The organism is Nocardia sp. NPDC059177 (genome assembly GCF_042755165.1).
Taxonomy (GTDB): Bacteria; Actinomycetota; Actinomycetes; order Mycobacteriales; family Mycobacteriaceae; genus Nocardia.
In genome coordinates, this window is record NZ_JBHZBX010000006.1 from 50,129 (window position 1) to 66,821 (window position 16,693).

A 16,693-nucleotide genomic window follows, 5' to 3' on the forward strand; every position below is an offset into this window, starting at 1 on the left:
GGGGGCGCGGACTCGTCGCGATACTCGATGCATGAGCGACACCGCGCAGCAGCTCGCACCACCCGTTCGCCCGGATCGCCCCGGGCGGCTGATCGCTCTGGATGTCCTGCGTGGCATCGCGATCCTGGGCACCCTGGGCACCAATATCTGGATCTTCACCGATCCGGCCGGGCTCGTCGGGTATGTCGACGGGCTCGGTGGCGCCGCCGAGAACGGCTGGCAGTGGACCGAACGCGTGCTCCAGCAGCTGGTGCAGGGCAAGTTCCTCGGGCTGCTCACGGTGATGTTCGGCATCGGCCTGGCGATCCAGCAGGCCTCGGCGCAGCGGGCGGGACGGCGCTGGCCGGGCCGGTATCCGTGGCGGGCGGGGCTGCTGTTCCTCGACGGTCTGGTCAACTTCCTGCTGGTCGCGGAGTTCGACGTGCTGATGGGGTACGCGGTCACCGGCCTGGTGGTCGCCTACCTGCTGGCGACCGGCCCGCGCGCACAGCGGCGCTGGCTGATCATCGCGGCCGCGGTGCACGTGACGATGCTGACACTCATCGCGGTGGCACTGGCCGCCGTCCCGGCCGGCGACGGCGCGCGCTCGGCACCGCTGGACCCGAATCCCTATGCGGACGGCTCGTTCTGGGATCTGGTGCTGTTCCGCCTCGACCACGCCCTCGAGTTCCGGTTGGAAGCGGTGTTCGTGTTCCCGATGTCGGTGGCGCTGTTCCTGCTCGGTGCCCGGCTGTTCCACGCCGGGGTGTTCCGGCCCGAGGGCGCGCGCCTGCGCCGGAGGTTGATGCTGATCGGCTTCGGTGTCGCGGCACCACTGGACCTGATCATCGGGGTCGGTATCGGCGGCGACCTGGTGCTGTTCACCCGCTATGGCATCGCGCCGCTGGTCTCGCTCGGCATCCTGGCCGCGGTCGCCGAGTTCTACCTGCGCAGACCACGGACCGGGTTCGCCGGCGCACGCCTCGGCGAGGTCGGCCGCACCGCGCTGAGCTGCTACATCCTGCAGAATCTGCTGGCCGGACTGCTCTGCTACGGCTGGGGCTTCGGGCTGGCGGCTCGCGTGTCCGCCGAGGCGCGGGTGCCGTTCACGATCGCGGTCTATCTGGTCGTCATCGCCGCCATCAGCGTCTGCGCCCACCTGTGGCTGCGCCGCTTCGAGCGCGGACCGGTGGAGTGGCTGTGGCACCGCACCTACCGGCTGGTCGCGCCGAACGGCTGATCAGCGCAGCCGCTCGGCCGGCGGTGGCGCCGCGTCGGGCGCCACCAGCAGATCGGCGACGAGCGAATCCCGTTGCAGCGGAACACCGAGACTGCGGGCATTGCCCTCGAACAGCGACAGCACCGATTCGGTGAGGATGCCCTGGATCTGCTCGGCGCCGAGCACCGGTTCCGGTTCGGCCCGCCAGCTGGCGACCACCCCGTCGACGAGCCCGACCATGCCGAAGGCCATCGGCCTGGCCCTGGCGGGGTCGATGCCGAAGCGGGCCAGGGTGGCGGCGAACATGTCGGCCAGCTGCCCACCGACCTCACGGCCCGCACCGGACAGCCCGCCCGCACCGCTCTCCTGCGGCGCGTCGCCGAGGAACCTGTGCAGGTTCGGGTGCAGTTCGATCCAGTCCAGGTAGGTGCCGACGGCGCCGCGCACCGCGTCCTTGAGCGTGCCGGTGGGCTGCAACGCGGGCAGCAGCTCGGCGAGCAGCAGTTCCAGGATGCGCCTGCGGGCCAGCGCGTCGAGTTCGGCGCGACCACCGATATGGCGATAGACCACCGGCCGGGGCAGCGCGAGATGCTCGGCGATAAGCTGCACCGAGATTTCGAGCCCGTGCTGTTCGATCACCTCGACCGCGGCATCGATCATCTCCGCGCGGCGGCGGGCCTTGTGCCCGTGCCAGCGGGTGGCGCGCCCGTCGCCGACGGGCTGCGCGGCCTGGGCGGAGGGTGCAGTCACAGCCCCTACGATACGCGGCGGCAGCGGTGACCGAGACACCGCGTACCACCAAAACGCCTGGACCCGGCCACGACCGGTATGCTCGTCGGCATGCAAGCACGGGCGATGGTGATGGCCTACGCGGTCCTCGCGTGCCTGCTGCCTGCCTTCGTGCTCGTCACCGCGCCGGGCGGTACGGACGCCCGGTTCCTCGCGGCCGGCGCCGTCGCCGCGGCGATGGTGTGCGCGCTCGCCGCGATCACCACCCGCAAACAGCTGCCGATCCGGGTCGCCACCGCAGGCCCGCCGCGCTCGGCCCAGCGCCGTTTACGCGGCGCATTCCTCCCCCAGAGCAATCCGGACACCGCTGGCCGCCCACGGCCACGCGCACCAGGAGCCGATCACCGCTGACAGGACGCCGAGGCGCCTGTCGGATTCCGTGATCCCACTCCCCTTGCCGTGCGTGCGCGCACGCTGTCCGGACAGGTCGTTCCGTCATGCTCGATATCGTCTATTTCCCCGTGTCCGCCGTGCTCTGGTGCTGGCACCAGCTCTTCGCCCTCCCCCTCGGTCCCGCCGACGGGCTCGCCTGGCTGCTCGCCGTGGTCGCACTGGTTGCGACGGTGCGCGCACTGCTGATCGGGCCCGCGCTGCGCCAAGCCAGATCGCAGGCGATCATGCGGTCACTGCAACCACGCACCGACCGCCTCCGCCACCGGCACCGCGACGACCCGCGCGCCCTGGCCACCGCGATCCGCGAACTGCATCGCGAGCACGGTGTGCGCCCGTTCGCCGGATTCCTGCCGCTGCTCGGCCAGGGCGTGGTGTTTCTCGGCCTGTTCCACGTGCTGCGTTCCTTCGACCGCACCGGCGCCTATACCGTCGGCCCGTTCGCCTCGACCAGTTCCCCGCTGTCGGCCGAGACGAACAGCGCGACCGCCAACTACCTGTTCGGTGCCCCCGAGGTCCGCGCCTTCCTCGACGCCCGGCTCTTGGGCGCACCGCTGTCGGCGACGGTCGCCGGCGCGGGCGAGCTGCTGGTCTCGGTGGCGGCCCTGGCCGTGCCGCTGGTGCTGATCGCGGCCGTGTCCACCCATCTCACCGCCCGCTTCGCGCCGGTCGGCACCGACAGCACCGCCACCGTGCTGCGGACCCTGTCGCTGTGGGTGCTCCCGGCGGGCGCGCTTGTCAGCGGGGCGATCATGCCCGTGGTCGTGCTGGTCTATTTCGCGACCAATGCCGCGTGGACCTGCGCGCAGCAGTATCTGCTCCGGCGCGTGCTCGCCGCGGAGGAAGCCGCCGTGGCAGCGACTGCCACGGCGGCAGCGCGTGCCATTGCCCCGCGACCCGGCGCGAAACCACGCCGCCGCTGACCCGCGTTAGTCTCGGGCAGTGTCGACGTCCCCGGAATCGGAACTGCTCGCCGTCTACGACGCCACCGGCCGGGTGACCGGCGCCGCCGAGCGCGGCGCCGTCTACCGCGACGGTCTCTGGCATGCCAGCGCGGGCGTGCTCGTGCGATCCGGTGACGGTGAGCGGGTGTACGTGCATCGGCGCACCGACAGCAAACTCGTCTTCGCCGGCCTGCACGACTGCCTGGCCGGCGGCGTGGTCGACGCGGGCGAGGACCCGGCCGACACCGCGATCCGCGAACTGCGCGAGGAACTCGGTATCGCCCTGCCCACGGGCACGGTGCTGCCGCTGCGGGCGAGCGCGTCCTGGGACGGCAGCTGGGTGGGCAGGCCGCTGCGCTGCCATCTGTTCGGCTACGAGGTGCGCTACGACGGGCCGATCCACCACCAGCCCTCGGAGATCGCCGAGGGCTGGTGGTGCGAGATCACCGAACTGCGTGCGCGCCTGCGTGATCCGGACTGGCCGTTCGTGCCCGACACCCGGCTGCTGCTGGCGCAGCTGCTCAGAACGTGATCACCTGCCAGGTCTGCATACTGAACGGCAGGTCACAGGCGGTTTCGGAGTGGAAGCCGCCGAACGCGGGCTGACCGTAGCGCTCATAGCTGCTGAACCAGTTCCACCAGGCCCAGCAGGTGACGCGCACCTGGTGCCAGACCGGATCACCACACATGGAGAACGCGCCGGTGCCCGCGATCGGGTTCACCGAACAGTGCCCCGGCGGCTGCGCCTGGACGGGCCCGGCGAGCAGGGTCGAGGCACCGATGAGCCCGGCGGCCGAGACGGCGACGGCGATCTTGCGAAGCGATTTCATGACAACCTCCCACGCGTGGAGATCCCGCTCTCGCAACCTGCCGGCAGATCCACGCTCGGTCCGATATGGCCTCGGGACGGGGTGTCCCGCTGATGTGACCTACATCATGAGATCCGCTTACCATGTTACGTCCGTACTCGAATAGTTACCTTCGAGCTATCGTCGCTCAGTCCAGCTTGCGCAGCGCTTCGGCGTCCCTGGCGACCACCGCGCCACCGTCGGCGGTCAGCACGATCGGGCGCTGGATCAGCTTCGGATGTTCGGCCAGCGCGGCCAGCCAGCGCTCCCGATCGGCCTCGGTGCGCCCCCACCCGGACAGGCCGAGTTCCTTGGCGATGTCCTCGCCGGTGCGGGTGATGTCCCACGGTTGCGCGCCCAGCCGCTCGAGTACCGCGCGCAGCTCAGCGACGGTCGGCGGATCGTCGAGGTAGCGCCGCACCGTGTAGTCCACGCCAGCCTCGTCGAGGTGGGCGGTGGCCTGACGGCTCTTCGTGCAGCGCGGGTTGTGCCAGATCTCGGTGTGCCCAGACGTCATGGTCCCAGCGTAATCGCGCGGTCCGACCCGGACGGCGCCACCGCGGCCGGATACGGGAGACTGGAGACCGCCGACCATCGGGAGACACCCGTGTCCACCATCGCCTGGACCGAAGACCACACCCCTCGCACCGCCCACTGGCATTCCGAGAACGGCGCGCCCGCACCGCGCACCGTGACCGTCGCCGACGACACCCTCGCCGCCGACCAGGCCTACCGCCGTATCCGCGCGGGCGAATCCCTGCTCTGGAACGGCGATTTCCACAACGGCCGCCAGCTGCTGACCGCGCTGGGCCGCCGCGCCGACCGGGCCGCGAAAAGGCCGCCCACCGGCGACCTCACCGCACGCTACGAACACGAGCGGGACCGGAAACGCACGCGCGCGGGCATTCTCGGCCGGCTGCTGGTCGTCCTCGACGACAACGACCTGCACCTGCGCCGCGCCCCCGAGGTCCGCGCGGCCTGCCTCGCCGCCTACGGCCCGAATCCCGGGGCCCGCGTCGTAGCCTTCTCCGAACTGCTCGGAGTGCTGGGCGCCTACCGCTGGCAGCAGCAGGGCGTCGAGGTGCCCGCGCTCGGCGCGCGCATCCATCCCGGCTACGGCGTCTTCTCCCCCACCCGCAGCGAATACGTCGACCTGGTCGCCGACGCGCCGCTGAATCCCGCGGCGCGCACGGCATTCGACCTCGGTACCGGCACCGGCGTGCTCGCCGTCGTGCTGGCCCGGCGCGGGATCTCGCGGGTCACCGCGACCGACATCAATCCGCGCGCGCTGCGCTGCGCGAGCGAGAACATCGAGCGGCTCGGGTACGCCGACCGGATCGAGGTCACCGGTCCGGCCCTCTATCCGTCCGGGCGCGCCGATCTGGTGGTGTGCAATCCGCCGTGGCTGCCCGGCGAGCCCACCTCCGATCTGGAACGTGGTGTCTACGACCGGGATCAGTCGATGCTGACCGAGTTCGCGCACGGCCTGCGCGCACACCTGACACCGAGCGGCGAAGGCTGGCTGGTGCTGTCGGATCTGGCCGAACTGCTCGGTCTGCGCCCGGCCGGCGCACTGCCCGCGCTGTTCGGCGAGGCCGGGCTCGAGGTGCTGGCCCGGCTCACCACCCGCCCCCGGCATCCCCGCGCGGGCGACCGCGACGACCCGCTCGCCGCGGCCCGCACCGCCGAGACGACATCGCTGTGGCGGCTGCGCGCGCGGGCGTGATCCGGCCGTCCCCACCCGTGTGACGCGCGCTACTGGCAGGATGCGCGGTACATCGTCCGGCACCACCGCATTCGAGGAGACACCATCCAGGTGAGCAGTCATCCGCAGCACCGATCCCTCCGCCGCACCGCGTTCGGCCTCGGCGCCGCCGTCGCGACCCTGGTGGCACTCGCCCCGGCCGCCCAGACCGCGCCTGTCCAGCAGACGGTGGTCCCGGGGTGCACCCCTGCCGTCGCGGGTCAGCCCAACGGCAAGCAGTGGCCCGCCGAGCCCGCGCTCGCCATCGACCCGGCGGCCGCCTACACCGCCACGCTCGACACCACCTGCGGCACGGTGACCATCGACCTGGACGCCGCCGCCGCGCCCCGCACCGTGAACTCCTTCGTGTTCCTGGCCGGCGAGGGCTACTTCGACCACACCCGCTGCCACCGCCTCACCACCGAGGGCATCTACGTGCTCCAGTGCGGCGACCCGACCGCCACCGGCATGGGCGGGCCCGGCTACCAGTTCGGTGACGAGAACCTCGCCGGCGCGGTCTACCCGGCGGGCACCGTCGCGATGGCCAACGCGGGCCCCGGGACCAACGGCAGCCAGTTCTTCCTGGTCTACCAGGACACCCAGCTGCCGCCGAACTACACCCCGTTCGGCCGGATCTCCGACGGCTTGGACGTCGTGACCACGATCGCGGACGCCGGCGTGGTGGGCGGTGGCCCGGACGGCACCCCGGTCGCCGAGGTCGTCCTCGACGCGGTGACCACCGCACAGGGCTGACAACGACCGAGGGCCGCGTCTCCCGGATGGGGAGACGCGGCCCTCGTCGTGGCTGGTGGGATCAGCCCGCGCTGATCGAGCTGAACAGGTTCTGGATCGTCTGCAAGATCACTTCGGTCAGGAAATCGGCGGCCGAACCGGTCATGGCAACACTCCTCGGGTACGAGTCCTCATCAGGTGGGAAGAACATGTGAAGCATGTCCTATCCACACTTCGGAGCGCAGCGTTTTCCGGAAAATAAACGAACGAAATGACGAACGGCCGCGTTCCTGTACGGAACGCGGCCGGTCGGGTCGGTGATGGTTACAGGTACTGACCGGTATTGGACTCGGTGTCGATCGCCCGGCTGGCCGAGGCGTTCTTGCCGGTGACCAAGGTACGGATGTAGACGATCCGCTCGCCCTTCTTGCCCGAGATCCGGGCCCAGTCGTCGGGGTTGGTGGTGTTGGGCAGGTCCTCGTTCTCGGCGAACTCGTCGACGATCGAGTCGAACAGGTGCTGGATGCGCAGACCCGGGTTACCCGTGTCGAGCACCGACTTGATCGCGTACTTCTTGGCCCGGTCGACGATGTTCTGGATCATCGCGCCGGAGTTGAAGTCCTTGAAGTACAGGACTTCCTTGTCACCGTTGGCGTAGGTGACCTCCAGGAACCGGTTGTCGTCGCTCTCGGCGTACATCCGGTCGACGACCTTCTCGATCATCGCGTCCACGCAGGCGGCCTTGTCGCCGTCGAACTCGCGCACATCGTCGACGTGCAGGGGCAGCGTCTCGGTGAGGTACTTCGAGAAGATGTCCTGTGCCGACTCCGCGTCCGGCCGCTCGATCTTGATCTTCACGTCCAGGCGGCCGGGCCGCAGGATCGCGGGGTCGATCATGTCCTCGCGGTTGGAGGCGCCGATCACGATGACGTTCTCCAGGCCTTCGACACCGTCGATCTCCGAAAGCAGCTGCGGCACAACGGTGGTCTCCACATCGGAGGACACACCCGAACCTCGGGTGCGGAAGATCGAGTCCATCTCGTCGAAGAACACGATCACCGGCGTGCCCTCGGAGGCCTTCTCACGCGCCCGCTGGAAGATGATCCGGATGTGGCGCTCGGTCTCACCGACGAACTTGTTGAGCAGCTCGGGGCCTTTGATGTTGAGGAAGAAGGACTTGGCCTCCTTGGCGTCCTCACCGCGGGCCTCGGCGATCTTCTTGGCCAGCGAGTTGGCAACGGCCTTGGCGATCAAGGTCTTACCGCAGCCCGGCGGGCCGTAGAGCAGCACACCCTTGGGCGGGCGCAGCGCGTACTCGCGGAACAGATCCTTGTGCAGGAACGGCAGTTCCACCGCGTCGCGGATCTGCTCGATCTGGCGGCCGAGACCACCGATGTCGGTGTAGCCGACGTCGGGGACTTCTTCCAGCACAAGGTCTTCCACCTCGGCCTTGGGCACGCGCTCGAAGGCGAAGCCGGCCTTGGTGTCGACCAGCAGCGAATCACCGGGGCGCAGTTTGCGAATCGGGGAATCGGGGTCGTCCATGTCGTCGTACTCGGCGATCTTGGACAGCGGGCCCGACAGCCACACCACGCGTTCCTCGTCGGCGTGGCCGACCACCAGCGCGCGGCGGCCGTCGTCGAGAATCTCACGCAGCGTGCCGATTTCGCCGATGGCGTCGAAGTTCCCGGCCTCGACCACGGTGAGCGCCTCGTTGAGCCGCACGGTCTGGCCGTATTCGAGGGTGGCGACGTCGATATTGGGCGAGCAGGTCAGGCGCATCTTGCGACCGGAGGTGAAGACGTCGACCGTCTGATCCTCGTAGGTGTGGATGACGATGCCGTAGCCGCTGGGCGGCTGTCCGAGGCGATCGACTTCCTCACGCAGGGCGATCAGCTGCTGACGCGCTTCTTTGAGCGTGTCCATCAACTTGCCGTTGCGGATGGTCAGCGAATCGATCCGTGCTTCCAATTCGCGTGCGCGATCCGGCGAGTCGGCGAGTTGCCTGCGGAGAGCAGCCGCCTCGGCGCGTACCGCCTCGAGCTCTCGCCAGGCCGCCGAATCCGAATTCTCGTTGGGGCTCATGATGCTGCTCCTCCCAGTCCCGGTCTTTCAACGCTACCGGGCGCGGTCCGTTCTCGCTTTCCGACATGGTTTCGTCGTGATCACATCTTGTACGGTGACGACCCTATCCGCCCGCATGTTAGGCTCCCCTAAGACCCCCGTGCGGGGCACTCGAGGAGTGCACTCGCCCATCGAGCCGAAAGGTTGCTGAGCATGCTCCTTCCTACCCGCGCGATCCGTGTCACCGTCGCTACCGCCGCCGCGGCACTCGCCGTGACCGTCGGGCTGACCGGTTGCGGCGACTCCGATGATTCCTCGACGAACGCCACCAGCAGCAGTACCAGTATCGCGGCCGCTCCGTCCAGCGATTCGGCAACTCCGGCCCCGTCCGGCGAGACCGCGGGCGCCCCCAGCGCCGAGACCTTGAAGGCCACCCTGGTCCAGTTCGGCGACCCGGCGGTGTCCACCGACGACAAGTCGAAGCTGATCGTCAACGGCGAGAGCCGCAAGGCCAATATCGACCAGATGAACGGCATGCTCGCCGGCTACACCCTCACCTTCGCCGTCGACAACGTCGTGACCAGCGGAAACACCGCCACCGCCGATGTCACCATCACCTCGCCGCACGGTACGGCCCCCGCCTTCCCGGTCACCTGGGAGCAGGTCGACGGCACCTGGAAGATCTCCGACACCAGCGGCTGCCTGCTGCTCGGCTTCGCCCAGGCGCCCTGCACGCCCGCCTGAGCGTCCCCCGACACCCGGGTCGCCCCGAAATACGGCGACCCGGGTTTTTTGCGCGCTGCGCGCCGCTGAGCACCCGCCCCGCGCGGTCTGAGTAGTTCTGCGCTGTGCGCGCGGGCGGGATTCTGCGATGGTCTGTGCCATGAACGTGTTTCCCGGTGTCGCGACAGTCGCGGCGCACACCCCGCCCGATCGGGACCGGTTCCTGGATCTGGTGCGGTTGTCCTCGCTGCTGGTGGTGATCGCCGGGCACTGCCTGATGCTGACCCTGGTGCTCGACGGTGACCGGGTCGAGTTCGGTAACGTCCTGGCCGATCTCCCGGTCCTCCAGGCGCTGACCTGGGTGTTGCAGGTGCTGCCGCTGTTCTTCTTCGCCGGCGTGGCCGCGGGTGCGCGCGGCCTGGGGCCCGGGACCTCGTGGGGCGCATGGCTGTTCCGGCGGACTCAGCGGCTGGTGCGGCCGCTGGGGTACTTCCTGGTGGTCTCGGCGGTCCTGGTCGCGGTGGCGCAGCGGGTGCTCGCGCCCGGCTGGCATCGGCCGCTGGCGGTCACCAGCGTCCAGCTGCTCTGGTTTCTCGGGGTGTACCTGGTGGTCCTGGCCTGCACACCGGCCCTGGCGGCCCTCGTCACGACCGGTCGCCGGATGTTTGCTGCGGTCGCCGCGCTGGTGCTGCTGGCCGCGGTGATCGACGCGGTCCGCCTCGGCGGCGGCCCCGCCGAGCTCGGTTATGTGAATTTTCTCGTCTGGCTGATCCCGGCGGTGCTCGGCCTGGGCTATCTGCGGGGACTGATCCTCCGGCGCACCGCCGCGGTGCTCGCCGCGGTCGTGCTGGTCCTCGATGCGGTGCTGGTCGCCGTCGGCCCCTACGAGCTGAGCATGGTCACGGTGCCCGGCCAGCGACTGTCGAATCTGGCGCCGCCGTCGCTGCTGCTGGCCGGGCACGCGGTGGTGCTGTGCTGCGCGGCCGTCGCCGCGGCGCCGTGGTTGCGGCGCCTGGCGGCCCGGCCGCGGGTGTGGTGGCTGACGGTGATCGGCAACACCGGCGCGATGACGCTGTACCTGTGGCACATGCCGGTACTGCTCACGGTGCTGGTGCTCGGTCATCTCGCCGGCCTGCACCGCACCCAGCCCGGTCAGCCGGGATTCTGGGTGCTCACCGCGGGACAGCTGCTGCTCACCGTCGCGCTGACGGCGCTGCTGTTCCTGATCCTGCGCGGCCTGGAGAACACCCCGCTGCGCTGGTGGGACGACGCGGTCCGGCCGGTGCGCGGCGGATACTCCGCGGCCACCGTCCTGGCCGTGATCGCGGCGGGCTGCGCACTGTTGCAGGCCACCCGGTTCGGGCTCACCGCCGAAGGCGCGCGCTGGCTGGCCTGCGCCGCCGCCGGACTAGTGGCCGCGCGCCTGCTCACCCGCGCGCGGCCGGCCGGCGCCGCGCTCAGCCCTTCGACGGACGGCGCTGCGGCTTCGGTGTGACCGTGCCCTCGGCCAGGCGCCGCGCGCTCACCAGGAACGCCGTGTGTCCCTGCATGCGGTGTTCGGGCCGCACGGCCAGACCCACCACGTGCCAGCCGCGCACCATCGACTCCCACGAACGCGGCTCGGTCCAGCACTCCTGCTCACGCAGCGCCTCGACCACCTTCGACAGCTGGGTGACGGTGGCGACGTAGACGATCAGCACGCCACCGGGTACCAGTGCCTTCGACACCGCGGGCAGCGCGTCCCACGGCGCCAGCATGTCCAGCACCACCCGGTCGACCTGCGGTCCCTCGTACTGCGCCACATCGGCGACGGTGAGCGACCAGTTCTCCGGCCGTCCACCGAAGAAGGTCTCCACATTGCGCACGGCGTGCTCGGCGTGGTCGTCGCGGATCTCGTAGGAGATCACCTCGCCCTCGGGGCCGACGGCGCGCAGCAGCGAGCAGGTCAGCGCGCCCGAACCGGCGCCCGCCTCGAGCACCCGCGCGCCGGGGAACACGTCGCCCTCGTGCACGATCTGGGCGGCGTCCTTGGGGTAGATCACCGCCGCGCCGCGTGGCATCGACAGCACGTAGTCGACCAGCAGGGGACGCAGCGCGAGATACGGGGTGCCGTTGGTGGACTTCACGACGGTGCCCTCGTCGGTGCCGATGAGGTCGTCGTGCTTGATGCCACCCCGGTGGGTATGGAATTCCTTACCCTCTTCGAGCAGCACCGTGTAGAGGCGCCCCTTGGCATCGGTCAGCTGCACCCGGTCCCCGATGGCGAATGGACCGGTCCGTCTGGCCGTCATGGATCTCCGTTCTTCTTCGAATGAAACCTCCAGCCTGCCAGGCCGGGCGCAGCGCCCACCGCACGGGGTGAGGCGTGGCGCGGCGACCGGATCCGGGCGATCGGTGTCGGTGGGTGCCGATACTGTGCGGTGTATGTCAGTACCGGTGCCCGTGTCCCTCATCGACAGCGCGGCCTGCGACGCCCCCGGCGGCGCGGCCCCGCGGTCGCGCCCGGCGCTGTCGCCTTCGCGGGCAAGCGATTTCAAGCAGTGCCCGCTGAAATACCGGTTACGGGCGATCGATCGGATCCCCGAGCCGCCGTCGCGGGCCGCGGTGCGCGGCACGGTCGTGCACGCGGTGCTCGAGGACCTGTTCGGATTACCTGCGGCGCAACGGCATCCGGAGCGAGCCGCCGAGCTGGTCCCGGCCGCGTGGGAGCGTGTGCGCGGCGAGCGCGACGGGCTCGACCACCTCGTGGCCGAGGGCGGCCCGGAGGCACTGTTCGCGGAGGTGCGCCGGCTGGTCGATGGCTATTACGAACTCGAGGATCCGCGCCGGTTCGAGCCGGAATCGCTCGAGGAGCGGGTCGAGGTCGTGCTCGACGGCGATATCCCGCTGCGCGGGTTCGTCGACCGGATCGATGTGGCGCCCAACGGCCTGCTGCGCGTGGTCGACTACAAGACCGGGCGCTCCCCCGGCCCGCTGCACGAGGCCCGCGCGCTGTTCCAGCTCAAGTTCTACGCGCTGGTGATCCTGCGCACCCGCGGCATCCTGCCCGCCCAGCTGCGCCTGATCTATCTCGCCGACAAGATCCTGCTCACCTACAGCCCCGACCGCGACGAACTCGACCGCTTCGAACGCATTCTCACCGCCCTGTGGCGGGCCGTGCTCGACGCGGGCCGCACCGGCGACTTCCCCCCGCAGCGCAACGCCCTGTGCAAGTTCTGCGAATTCAAGCCGCTGTGCCCGGAGTTCGGCGGCACCCCACCGCCGTATCCGGGCTGGCCACAACAGGATTCGGCACCGGTCGCGCTGGGCGTCCCCGAGGTCAGGCCCGCCGAGGACGTCTGAGATCCGGGTGGATCGGGTCAGAAGGCGCGGCAGGAGCGGATGTCGGTGGCGAGGATGGCCTTGGCGCCCAGATCGGCGAGGCGGTCCATCAGCTCGTTGCCCTGCTTGCGCGGGACCAGGGCGCGCACCGCGACCCAGTCGGGGTCGGTCAGCGGGGAGACGGTGGGCGACTCCAGGCCGGGCGTGATGGCGACGGCGTCGTCGAGCAGCGACTTGGGGCAGTCGTAGTCGAGCATCAGGTACTGCTGGGCGAAGACCACACCCTGGATGCGCGCGATGAGCTGGTTGCGGGCGCGGTCGTCGCGCGGGGAGTCGGTGCGCTCGATCAGCACGCCCTCCGAATCGCACAGCGACGCACCGAAGGCCACCAGGTTGTGCTGACGCAGGGTCCGCCCGGAACCGACCACATCGGCGATGGCGTCGGCGACGCCGAGCTGGATCGAGATCTCGACCGCGCCGTCGAGGCGGATCACCTCGGCCTCGATGCCGACGCGCGCGAGGTCGGCGCGCACCAGGTTCGGGTAGGAGGTGGCGATGCGCTTGCCCGCGAGGTCTTCGACCTTCCAGTCCTCGCCGGCCGGCGCCGCGTAGCGGAAGGTGGAGCGGCCGAAGCCGAGCGCGAGACGCTCGCTGACCGCCGCGCCGGAGTCCAGCGCCAGATCGCGCCCGGTGATGCCGAGGTCGAGCTCACCGGAGCCGACGTAGATGGCGATGTCCTTGGGGCGCAGGAAGAAGAACTCGACCTGGTTGGCCGGATCGAGCACGGTCAGATCGCGGGAATCGGTCCGCTTGCGGTACCCGGCCTCGCTGAGGATGGAGGTGGCGGATTCGGAGAGCGAGCCCTTGTTGGGAACGGCGACGCGCAACATCGGATGGTCCTTTCGGAAGAAGAAGTGGAGGAGGTGTCGACCGGACGGCTCAGCCGTCACAGATGTCGGTACACGTCCTCGAGCTTCAGCCCGCGACCCACCATCATCACCTGGAGCCAGTACAGCAACTGGGAGATCTCCTCGGCGAGGGCTTCGTCGCTCTCGTGCTCGGCGGCCAGCCAGATCTCCCCGGCTTCCTCGAGCACCTTCTTACCCTGGAAATGCACGCCGGCGTCCAGCGCGGCCACGGTGCCCGACCCCTCGGGACGGGTCTGGGCACGCTCGGTCAGCTCGGCGAACAGGGATTCGAAGTTCTTCACGATGAATGATTGTTTCACACCCCCGCGACCCGTTTTCCCGCGCACCGCGACCACCTGGGGCCGCGGTGCGCGGGAACCGGTCAGGAGTCCGCCGCGAGCAGTTCGCGCAGATCCGCGACCGAAGTGCGCAGGTGGTCGGCGAAGGCGTACATCTGGTCGGACACCGACTTCGGGGTGGCCAGGTAGATGTTCCAGCGATCCGGCAGCAGCACGTAGGCGATGCCGATGCAGCGGGGGCTGGTGGAGCCGAAACCGAAGTAGCGGATGTGCACCGACGGCGCCGAGCTGGTGCTCAGGTAGTCGTCGCGCATGATCGTCCAGCCGGGGCTGTCGAACAGCGCGATCTGCTCGTCGGCGACGCCCAGTTCGGCGCCGCGGCGCCGCTGGATCCACTGCAACTCCCACAGGTGCTGCTCGGGTGCCTGGCCTGCCTGGCATTCCTTGGCCCGCCCGACGTGGGCGGTGGCGGCGGTGCGGGCGGCGGCGAGCTTGGTCTCGCGGTCGGCCGCGTCGTCGGCCATGGCGTCGACGAAGGCCACCATCTCCGGGGTGACCACGCGCATCGCCTCGGTGCGGCCGTTGCGGAACTGCCGGGTGGCGATGGACTCGTAGGTGGCCCCGGTCAGGCCCTTGCTTCGCCGGTGCGCGAGCTGGTAGGCCAGCTGGGCGAAGGCGTCGGGCGAGATGGAAAGCTGCTTGGCCGCCGCGGTGCCGAAGTCGTCGAAGGAGACCAGCGAGGTGGCGGTGTCGGCGGCGAAGCGCGCGAAGTCGGCCCCCGCCGCGGCGATATCGGCCCGCGCGGCCGAGTCGAGCACGAATTCGATCGGCTCCACCGGTGGCAGGCCCTGGGCGCGCGCGCCGCTGGTCTCGGCGTGGTCCTGGGCGGTGCGCTCGAGCAGCGCGTCGACGAAAGACAGCACCGTGGTGCCGTCGAGGCCGCAGTGCTCGACATTGATACCGGTCTGGCCGTCGGCGAAGACGATGAACGACACCGACTTGTCGAAGTAGCGGTTGGCGCTGTCACCGTGCAGCAGCTGGTCGGTGGCGTGCAGTTCGTCGCGCGGGGCGAAATCCTCGAGGCACACCGCGAACAGCGCGGTCTCGATCTCGTCGAAGGCGGCGACATTGGCCGGCTCGGTGCGCAGGGTCGCGCGGGTGCGCGCCCATTCCGCGCGCGCCTTGGTGGTGAGGTGTCCCACGGCGGTGTCGGTGGCGGCGGGCTTGGTGCCCGCCTTGATCACCGCGCGCAGCCCGTCGACGACATCGTCGAACGCGTACGGCGCGCCGTCGACTCCGACGACGTCCATCCGGAAGATGTTGCCGCGGTAGAACACCGCGATGTGGCGCGCGGCGGCGGGCCCCGGCTGCTCGGCGCTGTAGGCCTTGCGCACCGTGTCCTGTTCCTCGCCCGGGATCCGGGTCTCACCGAACAGGTACTCGTTCTGCCACATCGACAGCTGCTGCCCGCGCTGGGTCACCGGCGGGATCCGCTCGGCGTCGAGGGCGAGCTTGTAGTCGACAGCGGCGCCGATGAGCGCGGCGGCCCGTTCGGTCTGCCCGGCGACGGTCGAGGCCGCCAGCGGGGTGTCGTCGCGGAACAGGAACACGAAGTTGGCGTTCAGCGCGATCCGGTCGCGACGGCCCAGATACCGCGAGGGCCAGAACTGGTCGAGCCAGCTGCCCACGCCGGGGGTGGCGTCGTACTCGGCCAGCGCGGCGTGCAGGGTTCGCCCGGCCCCACCGGGGCGCAGCAGCTCGGCTACCGCGCCCTCGGTGGTGGCGAATTCCTCGGCGCCGAGCAGTGGCTGACACCACCGCAGGAACCGCGCGCAGCTGTCCTCCAGGGTCGGCAGCGGCACCCGGGGCAGTGTGTCTTCGGCGGCGAACGTGGGTTGGTTCAATCCAGGTCCTCAGGTCTCGATGGGATGCGGGCGGGACAGGAACAGGTTGGCGTAGAGCCAGCCCTCGGCTTCGTGGTCGGTGGTGTCGATTCCCTTGGCCGCCAACGCATCCAGTACCTGCTCGCGTTCCTGGACCGAAGCGAACCGACGCTGCTGGAACATACCCGGACGCTGCTCGCTGCGATAGCCGAGCGCGGCCAGTTCCTCGGCGATGGGACCGAAATCGAACATCCGTAACACGAAGTGCGCCATCCACGGTCGCTTGCGCGGATCGGCTTGGACGACCCTGGACAGGGTCTTCTCGGTGATGTAGCCGACGCATCCGGTGGAGATCACCAGATCGGCGGAGGCGAGCACACGTCGCTGGGCCTCGGTGGGCTCGGTGGCCTCGAGGTCGGCGTGCACGTAGTCGTGCAGGAATCCGGCGGCGTGGGCGTAGGTCAGCGCCGGGCGTGCGGCGTCCATCCCGACGAAGCGTACGTCGGGCATCCGGTCGGCGCGCAACCGCTCCCGGTCCGCGGCGATCAGCCCGATCCGGTCGGTGTCGGCGTGGTCGCGGTAGTGGCCTGCCATCTCCTCGACCGTGGTGCCGGTCCGCAGCAGTGCCGCGTTCACCCCGTAGGAGCAGCCGAGGTCGAGCACCGTCGGAATCCGGTCCGGCCGGGCGGCCCGCAACTGCCGCAACTGTTCCTGGAAGTGCGGTGTGGCCAGTTCCGGAATCCGGTAGTCCAGGTCGTTCATCCGCGCGAAGTACGCACGCGGATCCGGACTTTCGTAGATGTCGTCGAAGGATGCTTTGCCATTGGTGTCCAACGGGACGGACATGGGC

General features: G+C 69.9%; 19 protein-coding genes. 9 read left to right on the top strand and 10 right to left on the bottom strand.

Annotation, left to right across the window (positions count from 1 at the left end):
• Nucleotides 1-31 precede the first annotated feature (31 nt).
• Nucleotides 32-1,219, top strand: coding sequence for a DUF418 domain-containing protein (locus ACFXK0_RS09610; RefSeq protein WP_379409571.1), 1,188 nt, complete (start codon nucleotides 32-34; stop codon nucleotides 1,217-1,219).
• On the opposite strand, the gene ACFXK0_RS09615 is transcribed toward ACFXK0_RS09610, so the two are convergent.
• Nucleotides 1,220-1,948 carry a TetR/AcrR family transcriptional regulator gene (locus tag ACFXK0_RS09615; protein ID WP_379409572.1) on the bottom strand — a complete coding sequence of 243 codons (729 nt, stop codon included), beginning with the start codon at nucleotides 1,946-1,948 and terminating at the stop codon, nucleotides 1,220-1,222.
• 90 nt (nucleotides 1,949-2,038) lie between these two features.
• Between ACFXK0_RS09615 and ACFXK0_RS09620 the strand changes: the two genes are divergently transcribed.
• The 3 genes from ACFXK0_RS09620 to ACFXK0_RS09630 all read left to right on the top strand — a co-directional run bounded on the left by ACFXK0_RS09620 (nucleotide 2,039) and on the right by ACFXK0_RS09630 (nucleotide 3,853).
• Entirely contained in the window at nucleotides 2,039-2,338 is a 300-nt protein-coding gene (locus ACFXK0_RS09620) for a DUF6412 domain-containing protein (protein ID WP_379409573.1), read from the top strand.
• Nucleotides 2,339-2,424: 86 nt separating this feature from the next.
• A complete protein-coding gene (gene yidC, locus ACFXK0_RS09625; RefSeq protein WP_379409574.1) occupies nucleotides 2,425-3,300 on the top strand; it encodes a membrane protein insertase YidC in 876 nt (291 codons plus the stop codon).
• Nucleotides 3,301-3,319: 19 nt separating this feature from the next.
• Nucleotides 3,320-3,853, top strand: coding sequence for an NUDIX domain-containing protein (locus ACFXK0_RS09630; protein WP_379409575.1), 534 nt, complete (start codon nucleotides 3,320-3,322; stop codon nucleotides 3,851-3,853).
• Here ACFXK0_RS09630 and ACFXK0_RS09635 read toward each other — a convergent pair.
• Both ACFXK0_RS09635 and ACFXK0_RS09640 read right to left on the bottom strand, forming a co-directional pair.
• Entirely contained in the window at nucleotides 3,843-4,151 is a 309-nt protein-coding gene (locus ACFXK0_RS09635; protein ID WP_379409576.1) for a hypothetical protein, read from the bottom strand. The genes ACFXK0_RS09630 and ACFXK0_RS09635 overlap by 11 nt on opposite strands.
• Before the next feature lie 166 nt (nucleotides 4,152-4,317).
• On the bottom strand, nucleotides 4,318-4,686 hold the full coding sequence (locus ACFXK0_RS09640; protein ID WP_379409577.1) for an arsenate reductase family protein: 369 nt from the start codon (nucleotides 4,684-4,686) through the stop codon (nucleotides 4,318-4,320).
• A gap of 90 nt (nucleotides 4,687-4,776) precedes the next feature.
• Between ACFXK0_RS09640 and ACFXK0_RS09645 the strand changes: the two genes are divergently transcribed.
• Both ACFXK0_RS09645 and ACFXK0_RS09650 read left to right on the top strand, forming a co-directional pair.
• Nucleotides 4,777-5,895 (top strand): methyltransferase, encoded by a 1,119-nt coding sequence (locus tag ACFXK0_RS09645; RefSeq protein WP_379409578.1) that lies wholly within the window; start codon nucleotides 4,777-4,779, stop codon nucleotides 5,893-5,895.
• Nucleotides 5,896-5,985: 90 nt separating this feature from the next.
• Nucleotides 5,986-6,666: a peptidylprolyl isomerase gene (locus ACFXK0_RS09650; protein ID WP_379409579.1), complete on the top strand. Its 681-nt coding sequence runs from the start codon at nucleotides 5,986-5,988 to the stop codon at nucleotides 6,664-6,666.
• Nucleotides 6,667-6,727: 61 nt separating this feature from the next.
• On the opposite strand, the gene ACFXK0_RS09655 is transcribed toward ACFXK0_RS09650, so the two are convergent.
• Nucleotides 6,728-6,865, bottom strand: coding sequence for a hypothetical protein (locus tag ACFXK0_RS09655; protein ID WP_379409580.1), 138 nt, complete (start codon nucleotides 6,863-6,865; stop codon nucleotides 6,728-6,730).
• A gap of 104 nt (nucleotides 6,866-6,969) precedes the next feature.
• Nucleotides 6,970-8,730, bottom strand: coding sequence for a proteasome ATPase (gene arc / locus ACFXK0_RS09660; RefSeq protein ID WP_379409581.1), 1,761 nt, complete (start codon nucleotides 8,728-8,730; stop codon nucleotides 6,970-6,972).
• Nucleotides 8,731-8,922: 192 nt separating this feature from the next.
• On the opposite strand from arc, the gene ACFXK0_RS09665 reads away from it, so the two are divergent.
• Together ACFXK0_RS09665 and ACFXK0_RS09670 are read left to right on the top strand one after the other, a co-directional pair.
• Nucleotides 8,923-9,453, top strand: a complete 531-nt coding sequence (locus ACFXK0_RS09665) for a hypothetical protein (protein ID WP_379409582.1) — start codon at nucleotides 8,923-8,925, stop codon at nucleotides 9,451-9,453.
• Between the two features lie 139 nt (nucleotides 9,454-9,592).
• Nucleotides 9,593-10,927: an acyltransferase family protein gene (locus ACFXK0_RS09670; protein ID WP_379409583.1), complete on the top strand. Its 1,335-nt coding sequence runs from the start codon at nucleotides 9,593-9,595 to the stop codon at nucleotides 10,925-10,927.
• Here the strand turns inward: ACFXK0_RS09670 and ACFXK0_RS09675 are convergent.
• A complete protein-coding gene (locus tag ACFXK0_RS09675) occupies nucleotides 10,890-11,723 on the bottom strand; it encodes a tRNA (adenine-N1)-methyltransferase (protein WP_379409584.1) in 834 nt (277 codons plus the stop codon). The two genes, ACFXK0_RS09670 and ACFXK0_RS09675, sit on opposite strands and share 38 nt — an antisense overlap.
• Nucleotides 11,724-11,856: 133 nt before the next feature.
• Here ACFXK0_RS09675 and ACFXK0_RS09680 point away from each other — a divergent pair, with 133 nt between their 5' ends.
• Nucleotides 11,857-12,774, top strand: coding sequence for a RecB family exonuclease (locus ACFXK0_RS09680; protein WP_379409585.1), 918 nt, complete (start codon nucleotides 11,857-11,859; stop codon nucleotides 12,772-12,774).
• Between the two features lie 17 nt (nucleotides 12,775-12,791).
• On the opposite strand, the gene hisG is transcribed toward ACFXK0_RS09680, so the two are convergent.
• The 4 genes from hisG to ACFXK0_RS09700 all read right to left on the bottom strand — a co-directional run bounded on the left by hisG (nucleotide 12,792) and on the right by ACFXK0_RS09700 (nucleotide 16,689).
• Nucleotides 12,792-13,643 (bottom strand): ATP phosphoribosyltransferase, encoded by an 852-nt coding sequence (gene hisG / locus ACFXK0_RS09685; RefSeq protein WP_379409586.1) that lies wholly within the window; start codon nucleotides 13,641-13,643, stop codon nucleotides 12,792-12,794.
• A gap of 56 nt (nucleotides 13,644-13,699) precedes the next feature.
• The gene (locus ACFXK0_RS09690; RefSeq protein WP_278264520.1) at nucleotides 13,700-13,963 is read right to left on the bottom strand and encodes a phosphoribosyl-ATP diphosphatase; all 264 of its coding nucleotides are present in this window, start codon (nucleotides 13,961-13,963) and stop codon (nucleotides 13,700-13,702) included.
• A gap of 80 nt (nucleotides 13,964-14,043) precedes the next feature.
• Nucleotides 14,044-15,864, bottom strand: coding sequence for a choline/carnitine O-acyltransferase (locus tag ACFXK0_RS09695; RefSeq protein ID WP_379409587.1), 1,821 nt, complete (start codon nucleotides 15,862-15,864; stop codon nucleotides 14,044-14,046).
• Nucleotides 15,865-15,873: 9 nt separating this feature from the next.
• Nucleotides 15,874-16,689 (bottom strand): class I SAM-dependent methyltransferase, encoded by an 816-nt coding sequence (locus ACFXK0_RS09700; RefSeq protein ID WP_379409588.1) that lies wholly within the window; start codon nucleotides 16,687-16,689, stop codon nucleotides 15,874-15,876.
• Nucleotides 16,690-16,693 lie beyond the last annotated feature (4 nt).

What these genes read in the sequence shown, in the direction of transcription:
- ACFXK0_RS09655 (WP_379409580.1), bottom strand. Translation starts at nt 6,865, where the DNA reads ATGCTTCACATGTTCTTCCCACCTGATGAGGACTCGTACCCGAGGAGT.
- hisG (WP_379409586.1), bottom strand. Translation starts at nt 13,643, where the DNA reads ATGTTGCGCGTCGCCGTTCCCAACAAGGGCTCGCTCTCCGAATCCGCC.
- ACFXK0_RS09680 (WP_379409585.1), top strand. Translation starts at nt 11,857, where the DNA reads ATGTCAGTACCGGTGCCCGTGTCCCTCATCGACAGCGCGGCCTGCGAC.
- arc (WP_379409581.1), bottom strand. Translation starts at nt 8,730, where the DNA reads ATGAGCCCCAACGAGAATTCGGATTCGGCGGCCTGGCGAGAGCTCGAG.
- ACFXK0_RS09700 (WP_379409588.1), bottom strand. Translation starts at nt 16,689, where the DNA reads ATGTCCGTCCCGTTGGACACCAATGGCAAAGCATCCTTCGACGACATC.
- yidC (WP_379409574.1), top strand. Translation starts at nt 2,425, where the DNA reads ATGCTCGATATCGTCTATTTCCCCGTGTCCGCCGTGCTCTGGTGCTGG.
- ACFXK0_RS09620 (WP_379409573.1), top strand. Translation starts at nt 2,039, where the DNA reads ATGCAAGCACGGGCGATGGTGATGGCCTACGCGGTCCTCGCGTGCCTG.
- ACFXK0_RS09665 (WP_379409582.1), top strand. Translation starts at nt 8,923, where the DNA reads ATGCTCCTTCCTACCCGCGCGATCCGTGTCACCGTCGCTACCGCCGCC.
- ACFXK0_RS09675 (WP_379409584.1), bottom strand. Translation starts at nt 11,723, where the DNA reads ATGACGGCCAGACGGACCGGTCCATTCGCCATCGGGGACCGGGTGCAG.
- ACFXK0_RS09670 (WP_379409583.1), top strand. Translation starts at nt 9,593, where the DNA reads ATGAACGTGTTTCCCGGTGTCGCGACAGTCGCGGCGCACACCCCGCCC.
- ACFXK0_RS09635 (WP_379409576.1), bottom strand. Translation starts at nt 4,151, where the DNA reads ATGAAATCGCTTCGCAAGATCGCCGTCGCCGTCTCGGCCGCCGGGCTC.
- ACFXK0_RS09610 (WP_379409571.1), top strand. Translation starts at nt 32, where the DNA reads ATGAGCGACACCGCGCAGCAGCTCGCACCACCCGTTCGCCCGGATCGC.
- ACFXK0_RS09640 (WP_379409577.1), bottom strand. Translation starts at nt 4,686, where the DNA reads ATGACGTCTGGGCACACCGAGATCTGGCACAACCCGCGCTGCACGAAG.